The sequence below is a fragment of the Acinetobacter sp. 243_ASPC genome (assembly GCF_001054715.1).
In the GTDB taxonomy this organism is placed as follows: Bacteria; Pseudomonadota; Gammaproteobacteria; order Pseudomonadales; family Moraxellaceae; genus Acinetobacter; species Acinetobacter soli.
The window spans coordinates 1-3,724 of sequence record NZ_JVOR01000139.1; the positions used below are offsets into that span (position 1 = coordinate 1).

A 3,724-nucleotide genomic window follows, 5' to 3' on the forward strand; every position below is an offset into this window, starting at 1 on the left:
ATTGCTTCAAACTCAAAAGGCGATACATAACCCAGTGCACTGTGTACACGCTTTTTATTGAACCAATCTACCCAGTTTAGTGTCGCAAGTTGTACATCTGCTAAACCTTGCCAATCTGCTTTTAGATATTCAATCACCTCTGTTTTGTATAAGCCATTCACCGTTTCAGCCAAAGCATTATCGTATGAATCACCAGTCGTACCGACTGATGCTCGTAAATTTGCTGCTTCTAAACGATGGGTATAACGAATGGAAAGATATTGCACACCTCTGTCGGAATGATGAATCACATTCTTTGGCATGCCTCGATCATGCAATGCTTGCTCCAATGCATCGAGCACCATATCTGTATTCATTCGTGTAGATACTTTCCAGCCAACAATTGCTCGTGAGAACACATCAATAATAAAGGCGGTATAGACTCAGCCTGAATTTGTTTGAATATACGTAAAGTCACTCACCCACAGTTGGTCAGGATGATCAGCAGTAAAATTACGTTTCACTAAATCATCTGCTCGTTTTTGGTCATCTCGGCTACGGGTGGTTTGTTTGTTCTTACCTCACCAAACACCTTGTATACCTAGCTTTTTCATTAATCGAGCAACAGTACAGCGTGCGATAACATAACCTTCACGTTTCAGTTTTTGCCAGACTTTACGTACACCATACCGACCTGAACTTTCCTTCCAAATTCGTTTAATTTGTTCAGCATGATGCAAGTCATGTAAATCTCGCTTTGCTCGATGTTCTGGATTTTCGCAGAGATCTAGAGTGCGGTAATAGGTTGAAGGTGCGATTGGTAAAATTCTACAAATCGCCTCGACTCCGTACAGCTCTTTATTATTATGGATAAAATCCACCATTATTTGTGTGGGCAGTCGAGCTCCGCCTGGGCGAAAAAAGCGGCTGCTTTACGTAGAATCTCATTGGCGCGTTGCAGTTCTTTATTTTCGCGTTCGAGTTGTTTGATACGTTCTTGGTCTGAAAGCTGCTGTACTTTAACTGGATTTTGCTGATCTAAATGCTTTTGATGCCAGGCACGTAGTGTTTCAGGAGTACAACCCTTGCGCAGTATACTGCTCAGGGAGCAATAGCGGTGATCGCAGCCCAATTCGATGGATAATCTTTTTCAGATTCAATCAATAATTGAACCGCTCTTTCTCTAATTTCAGGGGTATATTTTAATTTTGTCATCGGGATAGTCTCTCAGAATATTAACTCTCCGACAAACCCGGTACGGTTCAGTCTAGGATCAATTTAAAAAATGGGTGGTGTTTCAAAAAGTATGCTGAAAAAAAGCAGGTTGGATTTTGATAAAATAGAGAAATGCGAATAACTCTAGAAATCAAGTGTCCAGCCTGCCTAAGTGACAGTATAAAGAAAAATGGCACAAAAGTAGATGGTAAGCAAAATTACCAATGTAAAATATGCAGACGTCAATTTATTGGTGATCATGCTCTCAGTTATCAAGGCTGTCACTCAGGTATCAAAACCAAAATATTACACCTCATGGTGCGAGGCAGTGGTGTCAGGGATATAGCAGAAATTGAAAGAGTAAGTATCGGTAAAGTTCTACGGACACTTAGCCAATCAAAATATCAACTTCGAGCACAGCAAAGTCATTATGAAACCCTTGAAGTAGATGAGTTTTGGACTTTTGTTGGTCATAAGCAAAATAAACAATGGCTAATTTATGCCTATCATCGAGAAACAGGTGAAATTGTTGCTTATGTATGGGGTAACCGAGATTTAGCCACTGCAAAACGACTTAAATTAAAATTGAAGCAGTTAGGTGTAAGCTATACATGTATATCAAGTGACCATTGGGATAGCTTTGTTACGACCTTTAAAGAATGCAAACAGTTGATTGGTAAATTTTTCACTGTGGGTATAGAAGGCAATAATTGTCGATTACGGCATCGAATCAGGCGAGGCTTTAGGAGAAGCTGCAACTTCTCCAAAAAGCTTGAAAATCATTTCAAAGCCTTTGATTTAGTGTTCTTTTATATCAATAATGGATTCGTTTAATGCCAGCATACTTTTTGAAACACTACCCATTTTTCACCTATTAACCAATTAGAATTAAGTTTTAAGCAGCTAAGTAATTTTACAAATACTATATCCTCATTCTTTAAAGATCAAAAAAATTGCTTTTTTATCTAACTAAAAGGTGTCTACAAAATTGGTGGCTATTCACTATAAGTTATAGAAATTACTAGATGTTTCTTTAATTCTGTTCTTTTCTATTCATTCGACACATAAGCTCACGAATTACGTAAACCCTATATAAGTTTATTTTTTAAACACTCGGATGTCTTATTTCATACATTAATTTACAGCGATTTCTTGGCGCATAGGCTCTAATAAAAGTGTTTTTTATTTTTGGCAGCCTTGATACGAGTCTGTTTAATGTTGAACTAGAGAGAGGAAATCCGCATGCGTGCTCTTACCTATCATGGTGCTCGGGATGTACGAGTTGAATCCGTTCCAGATCCAGTGATTCAGGAACCAGATGACGTCATTTTAAGGGTGACAGCGACTGCCATCTGTGGCTCAGATCTGCACCTATACCGGGGTAAAATTCCGGCCACTGAAGATGGCGATATTTTCGGCCATGAATTTATGGGAATTGTAGAAGAAGTCGGCCCTGAAGTCACCGAAGTCAAAAAAGGCGACCGGGTCATTATTCCTTTCGTGATTGCATGTGGTCACTGTTTTTTCTGTGAACATGAACTCATGGCTTCCTGTGAAAATACCAATACCGGCCGTGGTGCAATTCTCAATAAAAAACAGATTCCACCAGGGGCAGCTTTATTTGGCTTTAGCCATCTATATGGTGGTATACCGGGTGGTCAAGCTGAATATGTGCGGATCCCCAAGGGCAATGTCGGACCATTTAAAGTGCCAGGCTCCCTGCCTGATGAAAAAGTATTATTCCTGACCGATATTCTACCAACCGCCTGGCAAGCAGTGAACAATGCCCAAGTTGGTCGAGGTTCCAGTGTGGCGATTTATGGTGCTGGCCCAGTTGGTCTGCTGGCTGCTGCCTGTGCGCGGATGCTCGGTGCCGAGCAGATTTTTATGGTCGATCACCATCCTTATCGTCTGAGTTTCGCACATCAAACCTATGGGGTGATTCCGGTCAATTTTGATGAAGTCGATGCCGCTGAATTTATCATTCAAAATACCACGGGTTATCGTGGAGTCGATGCCGTCATTGATGCGGTCGGTTTTGAAGCCAAAGGCAGCATGCTGGAAACCGTAATGACTAACCTGAAATTAGAAGGTTCGAGTGGTTCAGCGTTAAGACAATGTATTGCAGCGGTCCGCCGCGGCGGTGTGGTGAGTGTACCTGGAATTTATGCCGGTCCAATTCACGGCTTCCTGTTTGGTGATGCCTTTGACAAAGGTTTAACCTTTAAAATGGGACAAACTCATGTGCATAATTACTTGCCGCAGTTGCTAGAACATATTGAAAATGGAGATCTGTCTCCAGATCTGATTATTACCCATCGCATGAAACTGGAAGATGCTGCGGAAGGTTACCGTATTTTTGATAAAAAAGAAGAAGACTGTCGTAAAGTGATTCTGACGCCATAAATATGATTAAAGGAAAGCGCCATCAGGCGCTTTTTTATTTTTTATCATCATTTTATCAATCCTCTTTTTCTTGTTTTTAAGGGCTTTGTTGCACAAAGATTTGAAATGCAAAGCGCCCCTAATT

2 protein-coding genes, 1 pseudogene and 1 other annotated feature are annotated in these 3,724 nt (G+C 40.7%); of the genes and pseudogenes, 2 read left to right on the plus strand and 1 reads right to left on the minus strand.

Going from position 1 to position 3,724, the window contains the following annotated elements; translation table 11 throughout:
• Positions 1-1,194, minus strand: a pseudogene (locus tag ADA42_RS18295) (IS3 family transposase); the annotation flags it as partial.
• Positions 789-905, minus strand: a sequence feature (AL1L pseudoknot). It overlaps the preceding pseudogene by 117 nt.
• Before the next feature lie 132 nt (positions 1,195-1,326).
• On the opposite strand from ADA42_RS18295, the gene ADA42_RS17435 reads away from it, so the two are divergent.
• Positions 1,327-2,028: an IS1 family transposase gene (locus ADA42_RS17435; RefSeq protein WP_004282341.1), complete on the plus strand. Its 702-nt coding sequence runs from the start codon at positions 1,327-1,329 to the stop codon at positions 2,026-2,028.
• A 408-nt stretch (positions 2,029-2,436) separates the two neighbouring features.
• Complete coding sequence (locus ADA42_RS17440; protein WP_005006199.1) at positions 2,437-3,600, plus strand: zinc-dependent alcohol dehydrogenase; 1,164 nt, start codon at positions 2,437-2,439, stop codon at positions 3,598-3,600.
• The last annotated feature ends 124 nt before the right edge of the window (positions 3,601-3,724 follow it).